Here is a 19328-nt window from a genome sequence, read left to right as displayed (position 1 = left end):
CCCTAACGCGCCCAGACGACCTTTCCGTCCACCATGGTCATGACCGGTTCGGCATCCATCGGGGCGATCTCCGGATCCAGCATATCCTTGTTGAAGACGGATAAATCAGCCCGTTTGCCAACCGTAATCGATCCAAGCCGGTCTTCCTGAAAGGCGGCATAGGCCGGCCAGAGCGTGAACATCTTCAGGGCTTCCTGTGGCGTGACGCGCTGATCGACGTTCCAGTCTTCATTGGAATAGCCCGATAGATCCGTCCGGTTCATGGCCGCGTGCAGTTCTATCCGCGGATCGCCGACTTCAACAGGTGCATCGGACCCGCCCGCAATCACCGTCCCGCTATCGATCAGAGCGCGCCAGGCATAGGCCCCGCCCAGCCGGTCCGGCCCCAACCGATCGACTGCGAAATGCAAGTCGCCGATGGCGTGGCTGGGTTGCATGGACGGTATGACGCCCAGTGCGTTGAACCGTTCAATATCCGAAACATCCAGTATCTGACTATGTTCGATACGCCAGCGCGGATTGGGCACGGCCCAGTCGCCGCGTGGAACGGAATTAAAGACCTCCTCATACCAGTCGAGCACGGCCTTGTTGCCCTTGTCACCAATCGCGTGAGTATTGATCTGAATGCCGTTGCGAAGCGCGGCCTGGAACGTCGCCATTGCGCGGTCCCGATCCAGTGTCATAAGGCCCGTATTGGACGGATCGTCGGAGTAGGGTGCCAACAGTGCCGCACCTCGGGATCCGAGCGCGCCGTCAGCATAGAGTTTGACCGCACGCGTCGTGACGAAGGGTGATTCTGTCGACATGCCACCGCGCATCCGGTTAACCCGCTCGCTGGCCTGGCGGTCAGGCAGGCCGACAGCATTGTAAACACGCAGCTTGATGTCGCCGTCATTGGCGAGCCGGTTGATCAGTTCCACATCATCCTGCGGCACGCTCATATTGTGGATATTGGTCCAGCCCCGGCTGACATAGACATCGGAACCGAGCCGGTAAGCTTCGGCCTTGTTTTCCGCCGTTGCATCGGGAACCAGATCATCCGTCAGTCCCATTGCCGTATCGATCAGCATGCCTGTCGGATTGCCATCGGCATCAAGATTGATCGCCCCGCCGAAGGGAGCTTCGGTGGACCCAACGATGGATGACCGACTCAGGGCCAGGCTATTGACCACGGCGGCATGACCATCGGACCGGATCAGAACGACCGGATGACGGTCCGTCACAGCGTCCAGATCACCCCGGTTCGGGAAGCGGCCTTCGGGCCAATGGGTTTCGATCCAGCCCCGACCATAGATCGTCTCGCCTGCCGGAAGCGTGTCCGCTGCACCTCTCACAGCGTCCTGAAGTTCACGTATGGAAGTGACGGCGCTGAGGTCGAGCTCCATCTCGCGCTGACCAATTCCGATCAGGTGAGCATGCGCATCGGTCAGACCTGGGTAGAGCGCGTATCCGTTAAGATCGTAATCAGACGCACCGTCCGGGCACCAGCCATCCGTTGCAGGGCCTGCATGGACAATCTCACCAGCCATGACGGCGACAGCTTCGACCTGAGGCTGACGATCATCAGCCGTATGGATCGTCCCGCCATGAAAGCACCACCCGTCGACGGATGCGATCGACGGAGAGGCGGGTTCGATGGCTTGGCCACATGCGCCAAGAGTAAGTATTGATGAGACAAGGAGAGCGGAGCGGATCATACCGGCACCCTATCCTGATGATGCGGGATTGTCAGCCGTAAACCAAAGGGGTTTGGGGAGCCCTTCGTCGTCACGCAGCGTGCTGATCAGCTGCTGACTCGTTTGCCGTTGATGACAGAACTTCCTCAAAAGCTTCAAGCAACCCACTCAATTTGATAGGTTTTGCCAGTGAAGAATTCATGCCGATATTCCGGCATAGTCGGGATTGCTGATATTGTGGGTCGGCAGTGAGGGCGATGATCGGGACGGATTTATAAGGCGTATCCGAGCTACGAATGGCCAACGTTGCCTCGATGCCGTCCATCACAGGCATATGAATATCCATCAGGACGAGGTCGTAGACATTTTTCTCCAGCGTATCGATCGCATCCTGTCCATTCAGGGCGGTATCGATATGACCGACGACATTGCTGAGCAGGGAACTGACAACCATGTGGTTGGTGGCATTATCGTCGACAATCAGAACCCGTAGATGTGCAAAAGGCGAAATGGGCGGCTCGACTTTTGCAGGGCTTGGCGCGACCGGTCGGCTCTCAAGTTGCGCGGGCGGTGTGGCCATCTTCGGCAGGACGAGCGGCAGCGAGATGACAAACATCGTTCCTTGCGACGGCTTCGACGATACGCTGATCTTGCCGCCCATCAACTCAACGAGATCCTTGGTGATCGTCAAGCCTAGCCCCGTGCCTCCGAAACGCCCCGTGATAGTGTTGTCGGCCTGTTTGAAGGGCAGGAAAATACGGCTCAGAGCCGCTTCGTCCATGCCGATGCCCGTGTCTTTCACGGCAAGGATCAGCTTTTGACGTGTCGGTTCACCTGTCACGGTGATGGCGACCTGGACGGTTCCACCTTGCGCGAATTTCAGCGCGTTCGAAACGAGGTTGTTGAGACATTGCTCGAAGCGGAGAGGGTCGAGCATGATATGGTCCGGCACATTTGGATGAAGTGCGCAGTTCAGTGTCGTTCCGCCTTCGGCCGCTTTCATGTTCCAGGATGCGCAAGCGGACTTGCAAAGCGCTGCGACAGACGTCGGGACAGGTGTGATTTCGACCGCCTGATCTTCCAGTTTGGCATGCTCCAGCGTCCGATCGACGAGCCGGATGACCTTTTCAGCCGAATTCTGGATCAGGGAGAGTTTCGGGGCGAGTTCAGGATCGTCATAATTGTGCACTAGCGCATCAGCCATGCCGATCACGGCGTTCATCGGCGTTCGGACTTCGTGGGAGAGGCGGCCTAGAAAGGCATTCTTGGCCTTCAATGCGGTTTCAGCGTCTTCTTTCGTAACGCGCAATTCTTCTTCTGTTTCAATCTGTTCGGAAATATTTGTAAAGAAGCAGGACAGGGAACGCACCTGCCCACCTTCATCCATATTGGGCATCAAGTCAGCATTGAGCCAGATGATGGATTTATCGTCACCGACGATCCGAACGACGATCCCATGGGACTGGCGTGTAACGACGCATTGTTCCATCGCCTCGCTAACCCGTTTGGTATCTTCCGGATGAATGACGTCCATGAACCCTTTCGTCTGCATGGCTGCGAATGTCTTTGGGTCATAATGGGTTGCGAGCGAATCTGCCCGGACATGAAATTCGCCGGAGACAAGATTGTACGACCAGTAGCCGCTACGACCGACCTTAAGGGCCGTATCCAGCGCCCTGTCTCTGAGCTGTATTTCCGTGCTGTCGCGCATCAGAATGACATAGCCATCATCGCGTCCATAGCTGATACGGATGTCGACGAAGCGACCGTTCGGGGTGAACGCGTTGAGGAGCTGTGTCGATTCGTTCTGCTTCAAGCGCTGATTGGCAAGCATATCGTTGATCAGGGCTTCGAACATTTCCGGTTCGCCGGGGCCGAAATAGCCTTTTAAGGACATGTGCCTGATCATGTCTGAGAATTCGGCCCACTCCGTTACGACAGAGGCTTCGATTTCCAGCACATCGAGGATTTTCGGGTCGATGTAGTCGATGTAGCCGTTCCGACCGACGACGATGCAGGCATCACCCGTCACATCCGCCATGCGTTGCAGCCAGTAGAAATCTTCGCGACGGCGCACACTGACACGACGGTCCGTTCTTGGCGCATTCGCACCGTCATCGAGTCCAAGAGACAGCATTCGCGTCCTCAAAAGCAGCCAATCTGCGTAAATCAGCCTTTGCAGACAAACCGTAAGAGGGAGTTAAGAAATCAACGAGCGTTGAGGGAGACCTGGTGCCGCGAGAGAGAATTGAACTCTCGACCTCATCATTACCAATGATGCGCATCTGGGAAATAAACAGTTTCATATCAATCACCTGACTTTTCGCTTGTCTTCATTGCCCAAGGATTGCCCAAAATCGCGCCACCCGAACCGCTTCACCTCATCCTTCAAATCCTCCGATCCAAGGTGCGTGTAGCGCTGGACGAGGGCCAAGGAACCCCAGCCGCCATCCTCCATGAGCGCCATAGTCTTGCCGACAGTCGCATAGTGCCAGCTTGCCCAGCTGTGGCGGGACGTGTGCGGTGTCGTGCGGGGCAGGTCATGACGCTGACAGGCGCGCAACATCGCGTTGCGCGGGCCGGAATAGGCGGGCGGCGTTCCTGTCTGTGACCATGGCTGTCCGCGACTGTTAAGCCAGACGTGATGATCGCGGTCGCGGCGCGCGGGAAGGGCAGCGCGCGTCCGACGGCATAGATCGAAGGATCGAGAAACGGACTTCGTGACCCAAAACGTGACCCGCTGGCCGTCTGGCGACACGTCACGCCAGCGCAGCTCACAGGCTTCGCCAACCCGGCAACCGGTTCCAAAAAGAAAAGTGGTGAACGGCCCTAGTGGCCCCATCGCTTCGATTATCGCCTCCGCCTCCGCAGGCGTACGCCAATTAACCGCGGACTTTTCAGGCTTAGGCATTTTGATGCGATAGTCAGCCATCATCCGCTCACCCTGCGCATAAGTCAGGATCGCGCTGACAGGCGCGTAGAAGCTGCGCAGCCGTGTCGATATCTTCGCGTCCGGCCATCCCTCGATGGCCTTCTTATCGATCGTGCCCTGCGTGATCGCGTCCAATGGCTCGTCCGCTAGGAGCATGATGACAGGCTCAAGGTCATAGGGTGCGCCCCTGCCGCTCTCTAGGTAGCTGACGACGGCATCCGCAAAGGTATAACCTTCGGGTTCCGGGTCTGGCTCTGGTGGCGCGAAGTGGCGGGCCGTGATTTCGGTTTCGATGCGTTTTGCTTCACGCTTTGCCTCGACTTTCGAGCGAGTTCGAGCGCTTTGATCGACACGTTCTCCGTAGACGGTTCCCCTGATGCGGTAGATACCGGACCCTTGTCGTTTTGAGATTTTGAGAGGCATGGCGATTCCGCCTTGAGGATGTTGATAAGGGAACGAAGATCAGACTTGAGAACGCGCCTTCGTCCGCGACCGATCCGGTAGGCCAGGCGGTGCTTGTCAAGCACGGCCCGCAAGTCCCGGATCGGCAAGCCGTATTTGGTGGCGACCTCCGTGTCGTAGAGGAAGTCTGGCGATGGCTGGACGGCGGGCATTATCGCACCCCCGTCAGTGACTGTGCGTTGGCTGTCATGGCGCTGTCTCTGCTTGGTGGAGCGCGACAAGCCACGGCTCAGCCGTGACGCATCCTGGGGATGGGTAGTCTATAAGGCCAAGTGTGCGGAGCGAAGACAGTGCGGCCTTTAAGCTGCTGCCGCCATTTTCATAGCCTGTAGCCTCAGCCAGCTCTGCGCGGGACAGGGTGTCGCCTGACAGGAGGGGTTTTAGGGCCTTGGATTGGGGTCCACTTAACTCACTCGTAAGCCTATCGAAACTGGCTTGCGGAACTGGCCAATCAAGCCCCAGGGAAACATGGTCAGGTTGAGGGTAGTTGACGACATCGATCTTTCTAAGACTGCTCAGCGCAGCTTTGAGGCTGCTGCCGCCGTATGTGTAGCGCGCCACGAAGGCCACTTGCGCCCGGGATGGAGTGTCGAAACCAAACCCTCGCCAGAACGAAATGGCGTCTACGACGCGTCGTTGCGGGCCTGTGAAGGTAATGCCCGGCAGCGCGTTCTTCGACGCAGCGCGGGGCCTGTTTTCGGTTACGGCGGGGGCGGGCCCTTTCTTTGATGGAGGCAAGGCGGGAGCCTTTTCCGGCTTAAGCCTATCCAGAGCGCCGTGCATGGCATCTCGCGCTTGGCGCCACCCTAGAGCAATTCCATCTGTGTGTGCCTTGTCCTTGCCGCGCTCAGCCTCGGCAAACCCTTTCGCGTACCCCTCCTTTCGGGCATCTGAGATCTGGCGGGCAATGTCTTTACTGAAGTCTGGCGATAGCGCGACCTCCGGCTCCGCATCATTCGCCTGCAGCGCTTCGCGCACAGCGGAGAGGTCAGCCGTCGCAAGCGTGCTCGGCTCTATCTGGACCTCGCCTCGCTTCGGTGTCGCGCTGCTGTCGAATGTCCGGTTCATCGGGACGCGAACCAAGTCGAAAAGTTCTAGGTTTGCGCAACCGACTAAGGCTTGCCCAACGTCCAGCCTTCCCATCTTCTCCTTAGCCAACGCGACGAACTCGTCAGGTGCATTACCGGAAAACCAGTCGAGCGCAGGAGCTTTGTCGCGTTTGTGGACCAAGCGCATGGCGATCAGCGTGTCCGCCTGCGTCACCAGCGTCTTGTCCACCAATTGCACGCGCTGGCAGATGGACAGGAGGCGGAAACCGCGCTGCCGTCCAAGAGTGACGATCGTGCTGATGATTTCCTTCAACTCATACGCCTCCGTTCCCGACGGCGTTTGCGGGGCTAGCTGGTGAACCTCATCTTGGACAAGAAAGAGGGACTGCCGATTGTGGCGGTAAAGCGCGCGGTAGAATGACGTTAGTGCCGCGCCACGCTCTTTAAGTGTCAGCGAAGACGTGTCGATGATGGATGGGAGATTGTCATTGGCCAACATCCTCGCCAACGGCTCCGCATTGGACGGAGTGAACTCCATGTCACCATGCTGCCCACCAAAAACCGCGACGGGATAGCCGTCCGACTTGCCGTCTGCGCTGGATTTCAGGCCCCACCAGTCCCCTTTGGGGTCGATGATGAGCGTGCGTTCGCCAGCATCCAAGGATCGCTCGACCAAATCTTTGGCAAGGACAGTCTTGCCCGCGCCCTTTTTGGCCAGAATGATCGCGTCCTCATCGAATGCGGCTTCTGGTATCGGGAAGCTATCCATCTACCCACCCTCCTTCCGCTCAGCCCGCAGCGCGTCCAGCGTGCGGGCAAGCTCCATTGTGCGCGTGTCTGACCCGTATGCGCGGGTCATGTCGTCGCGGCCCCGCCTTTTGGCGCGCATGGCTTTGCGGTGGCGGGATTTCACGCCGCCTCTCTTTCCGCCAGAATGCGGTCGATTGCTGCCTTCAGGTCGGCAATGCTTCCATCTGACACGTAAATCTCAACGTCGCCGCATCGCAGCACAATTGAGCCATCATCATCGCCACTCTCCGTGACGGTGAAAGCGCTGAAGTTGCCATTGTGAACCGTCGCAATGATTTCATAGGTTACGTCACTCATCCCACGTCTCCCATCTCTTCACGGTAACAGTCCGAGGGCCGGACCTCTGTTTCTTCGGCGCAGCGCGAACAGCGCCCCGGTGCTGGCTTGGCGGTGTGGACGATCAGACGACCGTCACGCTTGCCGCAGTCTGTGCAGAGGCGGGTCATCAGGACACCACGCGGTAAGGCATTGTCAATGCGTCGACCATTAGCGGCATGACCGCCGGGGCAGAGCAACGACGTTCATACGCTCGCGCGACTAGCAACAGCATGGCCTGCCTAAGAGGCGCCGGGATGTCGCTTGGACACGTTCCGTAGCCAGCGGTATATCTCACAGTTACCACTCCGGTCCCCTTCACGCTAATAGTGCAGGGCCGTGCTCCCATGTCGATCGTGGCCGCAGTATCGGGTTCAAGATCAACCTTGACACTTTCCACCTGTGAAATCGGCCAGTGTGGAAGCCTCGCCTCTCCGTCAACGTAGCCCTCAACACCGCAATGACGGTTGCCCATCACAATACCAAGATGCTTTTCTAAAGCGTCTCGATGTTCAGCGATTGCGTATTTAAGAAAGCTGTCATGGTCATCTGTGTCGAGACGCAGAAACGTCTTGGTATCGGCCAGAAGGATTGGCTCACAGACTGGATCGCTTATCGTGAAGGTTTCCATCAATCTCTCCTATGCGGCTCGCCCTTGTTGATCCGCGGGGTCGCGCGGGTTGAAGTCGTCGTCAAAGTCGCCGGACGGGTCGTCGTCCTCCACGGCATGATCGACATGCTGAGCAACTCCGTCAGGCGTCATCGCGTCTTCCATCAGCGCCATAGCCTCGGATAGACGATCCTGCTTGTCGTCATGCGCGCCGCTGGCGTCGTCAGGCGCTCCTGCCGTGCCAAGGCGGCGCTGCAAGCGTGACACGCTCTCTGGCGGGTCTGACGGCGATACGGCAGCTTCTTGCGGAATATCCTGGACTTCTTCTGCGACGTGCAGTCCGAACAGCTTGTCAGCGAGGCCGTCGCGGATTGCAAAGGCACGGGCGCGGGCGGCAAGCATCCGATCTGGATATTGCGACCATGGACCCGGCTTCTGCCAAAGCTTCGCTCGCTTGGCGTCTTGAACAGAGAATGAGCGTGTGATGACCTCGCCCGTATCGGCACGCGTAATGGTGCAGGTCGCGATACGCGCGTCGGCATTACCTTCAAGGGTCTCCTTGACCCGATTTCCGCCGCGCCGGGCAATCGCGATAAGGCCATCGCCATAGATGGACAGGCGCCCGTTGATGCTCGCAATAGTCGCAAGCGCCTGCATCGGCGCAAAGCCAACCTCTAAGCCTTTCGCAATAGCCGTGAAGGCCTGCATCTTGTTCATGCCCTTTGGCGCTCCGCCGCCCATCACAAGGCCTTCTGCCAACCGGAAAGTCTCATCCACACCTTGCGGAATAAGCGCGCCCATCTTGCCGCCTGTGGCGATGTCAGCCTTTGCAGGCAGTTCGGTCTTCGTCTCAATAATCTCGGTCATGCCGCATCCTTTCTGAAATGATCTTTATATCCTGGCAGTCCGTTCAGCCCGCCATATCGGCTCGCCATGCTGGCCAGCTTCCATTCTTCATCATGGTATTCGACAAAGCCGTCGTTTGCGCCGCGCCAGAAACCATCTTCGCGCGACTTGATGAACTCAGCTACGGCGGCTTCGTTCAGCCGCATAAGGTCAGCAATATGCGTGTGCGGAATCGTCACACAGACGACCTCGAACGGAGGCGACTTCTCCTGACAGATCAGAACAAAATCGAAGTCCTCAAACCCAGCTGCACCTGTCGGAACCGTCGCAATCATACCTGCCGTGACATTGGCCAGCTTTTGCGCCCATCCGAAATCCAGAATGGCACGCATCAGCTTTCGAGGTTCGACGCTGGCCACGGTTTTGTAGTCGCAGATGATCCGTGCATCTTGGATTGGGATCACGTCAGGACGGGCCTTTAAGACAACCCCTTGGCTTTCCCAGAACAGGCTCTGCTCTGGTCTGCCGACCTCGAAGATCTGCATCGCCTCAGGGGACGATTTGAGTGCGCGCGCCATCCCTTTTATCAGGCGCATTTGCTCGATGGTTATAACTGTTATCCCATCGCCCTCGCGTTTATCGCGCCAAGCTTTTGAAGCTTTCGTTTTCCAGTCTGTGAAACGGGCTGGGCGGATCGCGTAATGTTCTTTGAAGTCTTCGCCCCCTGTTACAAGAGCATGGGCGGCTTTCCCAATGCGGAGCGCGTCGGTTTCCGGCCTCTTGAACCGCTTAGGGTTCGACCAGTGATAGGCGTACCATTTCGCTGGGTTCTTGCTGATAGCAACGAGATCGCCACTGGACAGGCTGGGAAGCCACGCACAGTCCGAATGATAGGTACCCATATCAATGTCATAGACGCCGGGTTTATCGATCACAGGCGCACTCACAGCGTCGTCCTCCGCACACACAGAAACGCGCGTGACATGCGGGGCCGTGTGCGCTTGTGGTAATCGACGGAACCGAGCATCGCGGCCACCCGGTCAGACCCGGACGCACGGGAAGACACGTCCTGGTCTGTGGCGCGCGCAGAGGAAGGCGCGGCGCCAATCGGGGAAGGGTATGGGGAGGTCATGCGGCCACCTCAGCCGGGACATAGCCAGCATCCAGAAGCGCCCTTCGGTACGTATTTCCGAAGCCTGTTCCGGCGCACTTTTCAAAACTGTCTTGAATAGACATGCTCTCAGGGAGGTCATCGACAGACAGGCCCAAGTGCAACGCGGTTCCGTATGCACACGCCCGCGTTATAGCGCGCCACTGCTGGAGAGTGACCACACCTTCCTGAATGATGAGCGCCGCAACTTCAGGGACGTTAGCGTTGCACAGAAGCTTATATTCAAGATCATTGACGGCCTCGCGTAACTTGCGGCCATGCGAATAAACATCGCCCCTTCGTGCCACAAAGCAGGCATTGCCTTTTGCTCTCAGATCGTCGCTATCGTCAGGACAGCGAAACCCCTTGCAGTACTCAATGTCACCTTTCTTCCGCCATTTACCAAGAATTGTTGGAATGCCATCGATAAGCTGAGCGGACGGCTCATGTAGGCCGTAGGCAAGATTTCCGCTCAGGACTTGGGCGGCAACAAGCTTATTAGCACCGCGCGCGTCGATGTAAGTCGATACCCCAGCAAAGATGTTGTATGCAGCCGTGACGGTTTTCGCGAAGATGCCCTCTCCAGCCTCGATGCCCTCTCCAGCCTTGATGCCCGATCCAGCCTCGATGCCCTCTCCAGCCTTGATGCCCGATCCAGCCTTGATGCCCCATCCAGCCTCGATGCCCCATCCAGCCTCGATGCCCGATCCAGCCTTGATGCCCCATCCAGCCTCGATGCCCCATCCAGCCTTGATGCCCCATCCAGCCTTGATGCCCCATCCAGCCTCGATGCCCGATCCAGCCTTGATGCCCCATCCAGCCTCGATGCCCCATCCAGCCTCGATGCCCCATCCAGCCTCGATGCCCTCTCCAGCCTCGATGCCCTCTCCAGCCTTGATGCCCGATCCAGCCTTGATGCCCCATCCAGCCTCGATGCCCCATCCAGCCTCGATGCCCCATCCAGCCTCGATGCCCTCTCCAGCCTCGATGCCCCATCCAGCCTTGATGCCCCATCCAGCCTCGATGCCCCCTCCAGCCTTGATGCCCGATCCAGCGTCAGCTTGAATGCTGAGATTTGCTCGAATGGAGAACTTAAACCGGACATAGCCAAGGTTCGCGGCGATGCGAATGTGTCCGTCGAAGTCGATTGAGTCTTCTTTGTAGAAGCCGTTCTCGTCTAAATCTGATTTAGTGATGTGTAAGGTATCAGCCATCACGCAGCCCTCGCCTTAAATTCATCATGAAGCTCATTGGCGATCCGGCGCAGGGCGTGCAGGTGTGGATCGTCCCGCAGGTAGAGGTCGCAGCAACCCTCGCCGTCCTCACAGGATTGCCCTGTGGCCCTTGCCGCGTCTTCATGCTTGACTAGCGCCTCGAACAGATCATCCATCAGATCACCGCGAGGCTCGTGTATGGCGGCGTCAAAGGCCGTCATCACGCGACCTCCATCTTGGCTTCATCGCGCCAAGCATCAGCCTTCGCAGCGGCGCGGTCATCCGCGGACAGAGGGAGTGCGTCGGCATAGGCCTCAAGCGCCTCGGCCATCAGACCGATATAGCCGGGACCGTATGTCCATTCGCCTGTGGTGGAGCGCCCGTCGATTTGCGCGCATCTCTTTATGATCTCGCTCGCCGTCCAGTCGCGGAAGCGCTGAACGAAAGCCTCAAGCGCTTCCTCGGTCACGTCACGGTTCGTGTGATCCGGGCAGATTTGGGTGACGCGCAGAAGGCGCATTCCATCGCACTCGGACAGCTCGCGAGCCACGTCATCCAGCGACGTGGGCGTTTCGCACTCTGCCTGCCACGGCTTCGTGTAAGACCCGTCCGCTTCGAACTGGATCAGGTAAAGGTCATGTGTGAGGCCGGTCATGCGGACGGGTCTTCTTTGACGCGCCACACACCAACGCGACCGTCATCGAGCGTGCGGATTGCGAAAGCGCCCTTGCCACCGACGCCAAGGGCACAAGCGGCCATGCGCTTTCGCAGCAAGGCGGAAGTTCGCAGATTCTTCAAAGGGGACTTGGGGTCAGGCGAAGCAGTGATGGCTGGACCGCCAACCGATAGACTTGAGATAGCCTCTTTAAACTTCGTCGTTTCGGGAGCTTCTTTTCTGCCCGACTTAATTGCGGGCATCGCGATATTTTCGAATTTGAAATCCATGCCATCCTCCATTGCCGTCATTGGCTATGAGGATGTAGATAGCATATGTCCTATTATGGTCAATAGCTATTTTGCTATCGTGATGCTATTCTTTCTGCTATCCTATGAAAAAGCCCGCACGTGGCGGGCTGGGAGGCGATGAATTGACGGCGATACTGGCCTTTTACACGCTAGGTTTCATCTGCGGTTGTGGGGCTGGCGGAATCATCTCGCATAGCAAGCTCCGCGCGCCACATGGCGAAAAGAGCTGTAAGAGTGATTGTGAGAAAAATGAGTAGGAGTGATCCCTGAAAACGTACCTGTTCAGTAAGTCTATCTATCTTCACCTGATCGGCTTCGCTTGCTTTAAGTGGGGAGTACCATTCTGGCCGAAGGTTGTTGCGATGATACGCATCAATCCCCGTGTTTATCGTGCATATTAACGTCGCTACTGTAGCAAAGAGCGCGATGAATAAACATAGAGATTGCGTATGAGCCGGATGCTCGTCGGCACTACGAAAGAGTAGGGCTGATATTGTCCCATATCCACCCAGCGCCAATCCGAACGCGACTGGCTCCATCCTCAATCCCCCCGCTGCAAAACCAGTTTGATCTTGGCGCACCAGAGTAGCGCCACGTCCTCGATAGGCGGATAGTTGGACGATAGCAGGGTGTAGAGGCCCGGTTCCGCGCCATGCACGACCTGCTTCACCATAATGCGCTCGTCGGCCAGCTTGACCACGCAGGCGCGCTTACCGACGAAAGCTTCAATGTCGGGCCGCGTGTCGTCCCAGATCAAGAGATCCTCGTCGAACAGGTTGCGGTCTCGCATGGAATGACCGCGTATCACGGCTCCCACAGCGGACGGGGAATAGTAGCCCTCCACCGTCACCTCGTCCATGCCGTCGCCCTTGGCGTAGCTGTCCACGAACTGCACCTCATCACCCGCGCCGATGTAGCCGACGATGGGGATGGGCTTCTTTGCAGGAGCGCTTTCCGCCAATAGCAGGCTAGATACGTAGTTGGCAGACAGGCTGGATGGATCCACCATTAGCCACTTGCCCAGGGCGCTGGCATCTTCAGCTGTAAGGTGGGCCGGCGCGTGGCGCTTGACGAACTGGTAGAGATACGAGTGATTTCTACCCAGCTTCAGTGAAAGCTCTTTGAGGTTTTTACCGCGCGCGTTGGCTGCCTCGACCAACGCAAGCCGCTCACCCTCCAACCCATCTGTCTTGATTCTACGCACGCCCCGTTATCGGCCGATCGCGCAAGGCAGTCGAAAAGGAATTGTGCTATTGCATAATAGTGCTTTTGCTATTATCACCCTTGCATGACCTTGTTTCAGATCGTGCAGGACGAAGTTGCCAGCTACCTTGAGGCGACCGGATTGAATGCAACGGAGCTTGGAAAGCGCGCAATGCGCAATCCGAACTTCGTTCACAAAGTGCAGCGTGGCGAGAACGTCACTGTGCAGTCCTTGGAGCGCCTTCGCGACTACATGCGGCATCACGCCCCCGCCGCCACCGATGGGGCTACGGCGTGAGCGCGGCGCTTGGTAAGCCGCTGGTCATCCGGGCAGCGATGTGTGCCGCTTCGTGACCCTCGCCCGCTTCATATGCGCCTATTGGCTCCGCGCCTTCAAGGCCGCGCTGGCCCTGTCGGCTGGCGCAAGCGTCTATGGCGGCGTCTGGTTGCTCGCGCATGGCCTGGTCTATTCCGGCGTCATGTCGCTGCTGTGGGCGCTGTTCTGCGTACAGGTGCTGTGGTGCGTCAGGATGGTGCAGAATGCGCGTCATGCCCGTGCGTTTGGCGGGGGTCGCTGACGTGGGTGTGCAGCGACGAAAGATTTGCAAGCAGCCTGAGGGTTCACCGTGCTTGACGCTCGGGCAGCGAGGTCCATGTCGGCATTGCTCCGACCTGTCGGCACACGCCGAGCGGATGCGGAAGCTCAATGCCGACCCGGAGTTCAAGAAGGCACACGCCGAGCGCGCCGCCGAGCGGATGCGGAAGCTCCATACCGACCCGGAGTTCAAGAAGGCCAACGCCGAGCGGATGCGGAAGCTCCATACCGACCCGGAGTTCAAGAAGGCCAACGCCGAGCGGATGCGGAAGCTCCATACCGACCCGGAGTTCAAGAAGGCCAACGCCGAGCGGATGCGGAAGCTCAATGCCGACCCGGAGTTCAAGAAGGCACACGCCGAGCGCGCCGCCGAGCGGATGCGGAAGCTCCATACCGACCCGGAGTTCAAGAAGGCCAACGCCGAGCGGATGCGGAAGCTCCATACCGACCCGGAGTTCAAGAAGGCACACGCCGAGCGCGCCGCCGAGCGGATGCGGAAGCTCAATGCCGAAGGCGTTAACAAGGCCTGCACGGAATGCGGGGAAAACAGATTGCATTCGCCAGCGTCAGCTATTTGCGATAGATGTTCTCTTGACCGCGAGAGCGATATTGTGGCGCTACGCGAAAGCGGGCTGACGCTTGCCGAGTGCGGCATGCCGTGGGAACTTTCTAGCGAGCGCGTTCGGCAAATCCTTAAGGAATGCGGCGCGGGACACTTGCTCGGAGCGAGGTCGAAGATCGGACTTGTTGCCCGCTCATGACGCATTGCCTTCATATCAAGCGCCGCCGCCGGACGGCTTTTGCCCGCCCGGCCAGCGTTCGTGGTAGAGCCGGATGCTCTGCGCATCGACCCTGTTTCTCTGCGTCCATGTCAGCGGACGCTTTCTATGGTCCGAGAGCTCTACGACTTGCCCTTGCATTCTCACCCGCCGGGGCGCGGTCGTCTTTCCTGTCTCACTCGCCATGTCTGGATTACTGACATGGATGCACTGACGATGACCACGCAACATTCCGCGCAATATCTGCGGACTTCCGCACCGGCGGACTTTTCCGCGCAATGTCGAGACCATTGGCCTAGTGCCAGAGCCATGGCGGACGGGCTCTCCGTCCATGGCATTGCCATAGGGGAGCGCACATGCGCGTCCTATCGTTCTGGTGAGACTGAGCCGAGTTTCAGTCTTGGCAGGAAGATCGTGCAGGCGATGGATGATGACCTAGCCGACCGGATTGCGCGCAATCGCGCACGGTCCGCACAATTGAGAGCCATGTTGTGAAACGCTTACGTCGCCGCTTGGCGCGCTTTCTCCTGCGAACGTCGGACGGACTGATTTGGCTGGCCGATGTCGTGCGCCCGAAGGATGGCGAAGAGCTTGATGATTGGATGCGCCGATGACCCCCGCCGACCGCATCGCACAGATCGACTTTGACCTTGCCCTGCACCGGGCTTCGATCATCAAGCACAGAGCAAAGGGGCGTCATCACGCCATCCTCAAGCTTGAGGGCTTGATTAACCGCCTGACAGGCGAGCGTGAGGCTCTGATCCAGAGAATGGACGGAGACGCCGCGTGAGCGCCGTTGAACGCATCCGAGACGACCACCCCTATGGTCCATTGTTTCGCGCATGGGCGCCAGTACGAGAGGCCAGGAAGCGACGGAATGCGGCCTGCCGGGATTATCACGATGCCGTCATGCGCAATGACGACAAGGCGAAGGGTCAGTCCTACCGGTGCAACATCAGAGCTACGGCGGACCTGATTAGAGCGGAAGCTGCGTGGCGGGCGGTTATGAGGCGAGGTGCGTCATGAGTTGGCGTCAGAACCCCGAATATCTTCTAACGAAAACGGTTGCAGGGGCCTTTGCCCTTCATCTGGATCGACGCGGTATTCCGTGGACGCATTTCCCTGCAGGTGAGAACCGAAAGCTGCATGTGGGATCCAAGTTGAAGCGCATGGGGCTGAAACCCGGATGGCCGGATTTTCAGATCATGATGCCTGGCGGTCGGGTGCTGTTCATTGAATTGAAGGCTGGAACGGGATCGCTGTCCAAGTTGCAAAAGCAGGTTCATGCCGAACTGATCGCCATGGGCGCGCCTGTTTCAGTCTGTGCATCGCTAGAGGCCGTTCTGATCGTTCTGAAAGCAGAAGGCCTGATGGACTTGCCGATCAAGGCCCCGGTCCAATGGACAGGGAGGGCGGCGGCATGACCGATAGACGCACGGATATGCTTCCAGTTTGGACGGACGCCTATCTAGCCGACACAACCCATTTGGAACTGGAACATCACGGGGCCTATTTCCTGCTGCTCATGAAAGCGTGGCGAATGGGTAGCGCAGACCTGCCTGATGACGACATGTTCCTGCGCAATACGCTCTCAATCACGCAGAAGAAATGGAAGGCTTTGAGGCCACATCTCGAACCCTTTTTCACCGTCGAAAACGGGCGATGGAAGCATAAACGGCTGACGGCCGAATGGGAGAAGGCGCAGCGTCTATCTTCCCGCAAGGCAGACCGAAACAGAAAAAATGGGTTGCCCGCAGGGCAGGGGGAAACGCCGAAAAAAACCAATGAAAACAATGAAGGTCAAAATCCCTACACGCGCGCGGAAGCTGGTGCTGGTGCTGGTGCTGACTTAGATAATAGCCAGAGTAACCCTGACTCCTCTCTATCTAAGTCAGTCAGTCAGTCCGACAAGCCGCCGCAATCGACCGACCGACCGACCGACCTTTTGTTTGATGATTTCTGGAAAGCGTTCCCGCACGTCCAGCCGTCCCGCAAGGACAAGGCGAAACACGAGTGGGATGGGCTGGACGACCCCGACCGCCAAGCCGTGATGGCCGCGCTTGACGGCATGGATGCCCCGCCGCGCAACATGTTCGCTTGGACATGGTTGGCGCAGCGCGAATGGCTATCGGCAAAACCTCATGAGTCCCAACGCTATCCCAGCAATGTCAGACCGACTGACCCGGTGGCCGCCGAAGTTTACGACGACATGATCGACGCGGGGTTAATTGGGCCTTGGATCGCATGGCTTTCGCCCGGAAATGTCACTTACGAAGGCCGTGTCGTTCATCCGCCAACGCCGTTCTTCGACCGAGAAATCAGACGCCGATATGGACCGATGCTTTCAGCGATGGACATATCAATAGGCCCGATCCGGCCCATACCCGCCAACGAATCCGAGAAAGACGCAGCATGACCCAAAAACAACGCGAACTTCTGGATTTCATCGAGCGCTATATCGAGAGTAACGGTCGCGCCCCGACTTACCTGGAGATGATGCGAGCGACCGAGGTTTCGTGCAAATCGTTAATTCACTACCGTCTGGATAGTCTGATCAATCGGGGTTTTATCAGGCGCATTCCAGCACATGCCCGTGGTCTTGAGAGAACCGAAAAACCGCTGCCGGGCGGCTTGTCTAGAACCCAGCTTCATCAAGAGTTAGATAGATTGGCTGCTGAGCTGATCATTGCCCATGAGGAAATCGCGCGCCTGCGGTCCATCGCCCCCCAAGTGTCCACAATGGAAAGCGAGGCCGCATGACCGCCGCCGCTATCCTGAACGAAATCGTATCGGCCTATGGTGTGTCTGCGCGGGAAATATGCGGATCGGAAACCTACACCTATCAGTGCGCGCCGCGTCATGCGCTGGCTTACCGGCTACGGACGGAGTTGGGCTGGTCCTACCCGCGCATTGGCCGTTTCATTGGCGATCGGGATCACACGACCGCCATCAACTCGGTCGGACGTCATCATGCGGTGCTGAATGGGCTGCCCCTGCGCGGCCAGGATTACGACAAGCCGCTCAATCATGTTTTTCGGGCCTATGCCAAGCTGGCAAGCGAAGCGAAGGTTGACACGCCATTGCGGGCTGTACCGTCCCATGTCACGCCAATCCGGCGCACCGGGAATAAACGCCAAAGCCTGCTGGATTCGAACGCGCACCGGGTGGGCTTTGTTCTGGATTGGATCGCAGATGGGGGAACGCCCTTCGAGGCGTTGGAGCCGTACGGGTTCACGGACAGGACGGTCACAGCCTTCATGCGGCATTATCTGCCGGAGCTGGTCGGCCTTGTGGGTGGGGACCGCAAGAGGCGGGCGGCTCAGATGCGCGAAAACCGGAGAGTGGCTGCATGAACCGGGCGCAACAGGTCCAAATGGTGCTGATCGAAAACCCGCTGATGACGTCAAGCGATGTCGGACGAATGCTGAACATATCCAGCAACGCCGTCCGGTCCGGGGTTCAGGCAACATGGGGCATCTCGTTTGGAGATCTTCGCCGCGAGGTCTTCGAAGGCCACTGGCAGCGCATCAATCAGGAGCCGCAATCATGAGCATCTACGACAAGCACCAGACGGGCCTGACCAACACGGCGGCGCGCGATGAGGACGAGCCCTTCTTTGTCCAAGGTGCGACAATTCATGACGGCGGCGGTCTGGCCGTGGAGGAAAACGGTCGCTTTGTTCGAATCTGCTTGGGCGCAGAACAACAACATCAAGCGTCATTCACGCCACGGGACGGACTAAGGATTGCGGCAGAGATTGAGGCGCTGTCGCGACGGAAATTATCTGCGTCCGACATGATGAACGAGCGACCACGAAAATATGGGTGAGAGAGTAGGATAGAAAATGCAAAAACAACACTTCATCGTCATTCACGAGAGGGTGGGTGAGAGCATCGTAAAGGACGCTGTAACCCTTCTAATCGCGCTCATAATCATAGCATTGTCATGGCGTCTTGATCTCGCAGCCTTCGAGTGGGTCGGTGCGATCATATTCCTGATGACATCTTTCACGGCAGGGAGCAGATACCGACGCTTCTCACTTGATGAAGCGCGCTCTGAATTGGATCGCATCCAAGGGACTTACTATGATGACATCGGTGAGGGATGATGGCTAAACGAAAACGCAGACAACGGCTCACAAAGCCTGTGCTAAGTCCGATTATGATCGCTGCCGAGGCGTCACTGACCGCAGAGGCGCGCGAACATTTCAAATTTCGCTCCGAGCGCTTCGCCGAGCGCGATTTGGAGCAAGGGACTATGGATGGGGCCAGAATGCGCAGGGTCGCCTGCGCGCGCGCCCTAGAGGGCCTTGTCGTCAAACAGCATAAAGCGTCAGCACCGTTTCTGGATCCTGTCCATGCGCAAGCAGCAAGCATCTATCAAGGGGACTTGGATGCCTGTCATGGAGGGCAGAGCCATGAGATCGTGGAGCGGGTGCACATGTCGGGTTCCCCGGATATGGCACAATGCTATCAGATTGACTGTCTCAACCGCGTCGCTCGAATCGGTAATCGCATGTGCCCGGATCAGAACAGGTCAGTTCGACTGGTCTTGGAGCACCGGAATCAATCGCTATCCCGCCTGTGGCCGAATCGCGCGCAACGCAACGCTGCCAGGTACAGAATCCGCGACGGACTAGACTGGTTAGCGCAGGAATACGGGCTAAAGCCATAAACCCTTGCAGGATTCACGCTTTTGGTATAAGCAGGGCATAATACGAA

At 58.0% G+C, this 19328-nt stretch carries 26 protein-coding genes, 1 tRNA gene and 1 pseudogene; 13 read left to right on the top strand and 15 right to left on the bottom strand.

Annotated elements, in window-relative coordinates:
• Positions 1-2: 2 nt before the first annotated feature.
• The 15 genes and pseudogenes from AB6B39_RS09925 to AB6B39_RS09855 form a co-directional block, all read right to left on the bottom strand.
• Positions 3-1697 carry an amidohydrolase gene (locus tag AB6B39_RS09925; RefSeq protein ID WP_284370841.1) on the bottom strand — a complete coding sequence of 565 codons (1695 nt, stop codon included), beginning with the start codon at positions 1695-1697 and terminating at the stop codon, positions 3-5.
• Positions 1698-1767: 70 nt separating this feature from the next.
• Positions 1768-3813, bottom strand: coding sequence for a PAS domain-containing hybrid sensor histidine kinase/response regulator (locus AB6B39_RS09920; protein ID WP_284370843.1), 2046 nt, complete (start codon positions 3811-3813; stop codon positions 1768-1770).
• A gap of 93 nt (positions 3814-3906) precedes the next feature.
• Positions 3907-4040: transfer RNA gene (locus tag AB6B39_RS09915), tRNA-Thr, on the bottom strand.
• A 52-nt stretch (positions 4041-4092) separates the two neighbouring features.
• Positions 4093-4518: pseudogene (locus AB6B39_RS09910) on the bottom strand (tyrosine-type recombinase/integrase); the annotation flags it as partial.
• Between the two features lie 738 nt (positions 4519-5256).
• Positions 5257-6888, bottom strand: a complete 1632-nt coding sequence (locus AB6B39_RS09905; RefSeq protein WP_284370845.1) for a hypothetical protein — start codon at positions 6886-6888, stop codon at positions 5257-5259.
• Positions 6889-7032 (bottom strand): hypothetical protein, encoded by a 144-nt coding sequence (locus tag AB6B39_RS09900; protein ID WP_284370846.1) that lies wholly within the window; start codon positions 7030-7032, stop codon positions 6889-6891.
• Entirely contained in the window at positions 7029-7226 is a 198-nt protein-coding gene (locus tag AB6B39_RS09895; protein ID WP_284370847.1) for a hypothetical protein, read from the bottom strand. The genes AB6B39_RS09900 and AB6B39_RS09895 overlap by 4 nt, the downstream gene beginning before the upstream one ends.
• A 148-nt stretch (positions 7227-7374) precedes the next feature.
• The gene (locus tag AB6B39_RS09890) at positions 7375-7875 is read right to left on the bottom strand and encodes a phage head-tail connector protein (RefSeq protein ID WP_284370848.1); all 501 of its coding nucleotides are present in this window, start codon (positions 7873-7875) and stop codon (positions 7375-7377) included.
• A gap of 9 nt (positions 7876-7884) precedes the next feature.
• The gene (locus tag AB6B39_RS09885) at positions 7885-8721 is read right to left on the bottom strand and encodes a hypothetical protein (protein WP_284370849.1); all 837 of its coding nucleotides are present in this window, start codon (positions 8719-8721) and stop codon (positions 7885-7887) included.
• Positions 8718-9647 (bottom strand): PD-(D/E)XK nuclease-like domain-containing protein, encoded by a 930-nt coding sequence (locus tag AB6B39_RS09880; RefSeq protein ID WP_371398546.1) that lies wholly within the window; start codon positions 9645-9647, stop codon positions 8718-8720. The genes AB6B39_RS09885 and AB6B39_RS09880 overlap by 4 nt, the downstream gene beginning before the upstream one ends.
• Positions 9648-9828: 181 nt before the next feature.
• Positions 9829-11064, bottom strand: coding sequence for a hypothetical protein (locus tag AB6B39_RS09875; RefSeq protein ID WP_284370852.1), 1236 nt, complete (start codon positions 11062-11064; stop codon positions 9829-9831).
• Positions 11064-11288 (bottom strand): hypothetical protein, encoded by a 225-nt coding sequence (locus tag AB6B39_RS09870; protein WP_284370854.1) that lies wholly within the window; start codon positions 11286-11288, stop codon positions 11064-11066. The genes AB6B39_RS09875 and AB6B39_RS09870 overlap by 1 nt, the downstream gene beginning before the upstream one ends.
• Positions 11285-11719 carry a hypothetical protein gene (locus AB6B39_RS09865; protein ID WP_284370856.1) on the bottom strand — a complete coding sequence of 145 codons (435 nt, stop codon included), beginning with the start codon at positions 11717-11719 and terminating at the stop codon, positions 11285-11287. The genes AB6B39_RS09870 and AB6B39_RS09865 overlap by 4 nt, the downstream gene beginning before the upstream one ends.
• Positions 11716-12009, bottom strand: a complete 294-nt coding sequence (locus tag AB6B39_RS09860; protein ID WP_284370858.1) for a hypothetical protein — start codon at positions 12007-12009, stop codon at positions 11716-11718. The genes AB6B39_RS09865 and AB6B39_RS09860 overlap by 4 nt, the downstream gene beginning before the upstream one ends.
• A gap of 562 nt (positions 12010-12571) precedes the next feature.
• Positions 12572-13234 (bottom strand): hypothetical protein, encoded by a 663-nt coding sequence (locus tag AB6B39_RS09855; protein ID WP_284370861.1) that lies wholly within the window; start codon positions 13232-13234, stop codon positions 12572-12574.
• A gap of 84 nt (positions 13235-13318) precedes the next feature.
• On the opposite strand from AB6B39_RS09855, the gene AB6B39_RS09850 reads away from it, so the two are divergent.
• The 13 genes from AB6B39_RS09850 (at position 13319) to AB6B39_RS09790 (ending at position 18715) form a co-directional block, all read left to right on the top strand.
• The gene (locus AB6B39_RS09850; RefSeq protein ID WP_284370863.1) at positions 13319-13531 is read left to right on the top strand and encodes a hypothetical protein; all 213 of its coding nucleotides are present in this window, start codon (positions 13319-13321) and stop codon (positions 13529-13531) included.
• Positions 13532-13583: 52 nt separating this feature from the next.
• Positions 13584-13811 carry a hypothetical protein gene (locus AB6B39_RS09845; protein WP_284370866.1) on the top strand — a complete coding sequence of 76 codons (228 nt, stop codon included), beginning with the start codon at positions 13584-13586 and terminating at the stop codon, positions 13809-13811.
• A 115-nt stretch (positions 13812-13926) separates the two neighbouring features.
• Positions 13927-14589 (top strand): hypothetical protein, encoded by a 663-nt coding sequence (locus tag AB6B39_RS09840; protein WP_371398545.1) that lies wholly within the window; start codon positions 13927-13929, stop codon positions 14587-14589.
• Positions 14590-14808: 219 nt separating this feature from the next.
• The gene (locus AB6B39_RS09835) at positions 14809-15102 is read left to right on the top strand and encodes a hypothetical protein (RefSeq protein ID WP_284370872.1); all 294 of its coding nucleotides are present in this window, start codon (positions 14809-14811) and stop codon (positions 15100-15102) included.
• The gene (locus AB6B39_RS09830; RefSeq protein ID WP_284370874.1) at positions 15099-15221 is read left to right on the top strand and encodes a hypothetical protein; all 123 of its coding nucleotides are present in this window, start codon (positions 15099-15101) and stop codon (positions 15219-15221) included. The genes AB6B39_RS09835 and AB6B39_RS09830 overlap by 4 nt, the downstream gene beginning before the upstream one ends.
• A complete protein-coding gene (locus tag AB6B39_RS09825) occupies positions 15218-15397 on the top strand; it encodes a hypothetical protein (protein WP_284370876.1) in 180 nt (59 codons plus the stop codon). The genes AB6B39_RS09830 and AB6B39_RS09825 overlap by 4 nt, the downstream gene beginning before the upstream one ends.
• 232 nt (positions 15398-15629) lie before the next feature.
• Positions 15630-16031: a VRR-NUC domain-containing protein gene (locus AB6B39_RS09820; RefSeq protein ID WP_371398544.1), complete on the top strand. Its 402-nt coding sequence runs from the start codon at positions 15630-15632 to the stop codon at positions 16029-16031.
• Entirely contained in the window at positions 16028-17023 is a 996-nt protein-coding gene (locus AB6B39_RS09815; protein WP_371398543.1) for a DUF1376 domain-containing protein, read from the top strand. The genes AB6B39_RS09820 and AB6B39_RS09815 overlap by 4 nt, the downstream gene beginning before the upstream one ends.
• Positions 17020-17367 carry a hypothetical protein gene (locus tag AB6B39_RS09810; RefSeq protein WP_284370880.1) on the top strand — a complete coding sequence of 116 codons (348 nt, stop codon included), beginning with the start codon at positions 17020-17022 and terminating at the stop codon, positions 17365-17367. Before AB6B39_RS09815 ends, AB6B39_RS09810 begins: the two co-directional genes overlap by 4 nt.
• Entirely contained in the window at positions 17364-17960 is a 597-nt protein-coding gene (locus tag AB6B39_RS09805) for a helix-turn-helix domain-containing protein (protein ID WP_284370882.1), read from the top strand. The genes AB6B39_RS09810 and AB6B39_RS09805 overlap by 4 nt, the downstream gene beginning before the upstream one ends.
• Positions 17957-18157, top strand: a complete 201-nt coding sequence (locus AB6B39_RS09800) for a hypothetical protein (RefSeq protein WP_284370886.1) — start codon at positions 17957-17959, stop codon at positions 18155-18157. The genes AB6B39_RS09805 and AB6B39_RS09800 overlap by 4 nt, the downstream gene beginning before the upstream one ends.
• Complete coding sequence (locus tag AB6B39_RS09795) at positions 18154-18435, top strand: hypothetical protein (RefSeq protein ID WP_284370888.1); 282 nt, start codon at positions 18154-18156, stop codon at positions 18433-18435. Before AB6B39_RS09800 ends, AB6B39_RS09795 begins: the two co-directional genes overlap by 4 nt.
• Positions 18436-18451: 16 nt before the next feature.
• Positions 18452-18715, top strand: coding sequence for a hypothetical protein (locus AB6B39_RS09790; RefSeq protein WP_284370890.1), 264 nt, complete (start codon positions 18452-18454; stop codon positions 18713-18715).
• Positions 18716-19328: the final 613 nt, after the last annotated feature.

Origin of the sequence: Algimonas porphyrae (assembly GCF_041429795.1) — a bacterium.
GTDB lineage: Bacteria > Pseudomonadota > Alphaproteobacteria > Caulobacterales > Maricaulaceae > Litorimonas > Litorimonas porphyrae.
The sequence above is the reverse complement of the archived record's forward strand: the minus strand, read 5'-3'. Positions and strand labels throughout refer to the sequence as shown.